Below are 299 nucleotides of genomic sequence, written 5' to 3'. Positions count from 1 at the left end.
AGGATAAAAACTGACTATGTATGATCAACTTAGAATATTAGAAAAAATGGTACTCGACATCAAAAAACAGTATCAGCTTGTCAGTGCTGAACTTAGCAGCTTAAAACAACACCCTGTTACTGATTCAAAAGAATTTGCCGCATTAAAAACCAAATTAGATAACAGTCATAACGAACGTGACGGTGCCAAAAAACAACTGAACGATCTCGATAAGCGCTATCAGAGTCTTGCAGAAGCGCACCATATGATCGGTGAAGAACAAGACAAACTGCAAAAACAAATCAGCCAATTACAACAAC

General features: G+C 37.1%; 1 protein-coding gene. It reads left to right on the top strand.

Annotated elements, in window-relative coordinates; genetic code table 11:
* Positions 1-16: 16 nt before the first annotated feature.
* A partial coding sequence (locus tag SB772_RS39965) for a hypothetical protein (protein ID WP_410838514.1) occupies positions 17-299 on the top strand: 283 nt, incomplete at its 3' end.

Origin of the sequence: Paraburkholderia sp. SIMBA_030 (assembly GCF_046535245.1) — a bacterium.
Taxonomy (GTDB): domain Bacteria; phylum Pseudomonadota; class Gammaproteobacteria; order Burkholderiales; family Burkholderiaceae; genus Paraburkholderia.
Note: the sequence above shows the minus strand (reverse complement) of the source record. Positions and strands in the feature narration are given on the sequence as shown.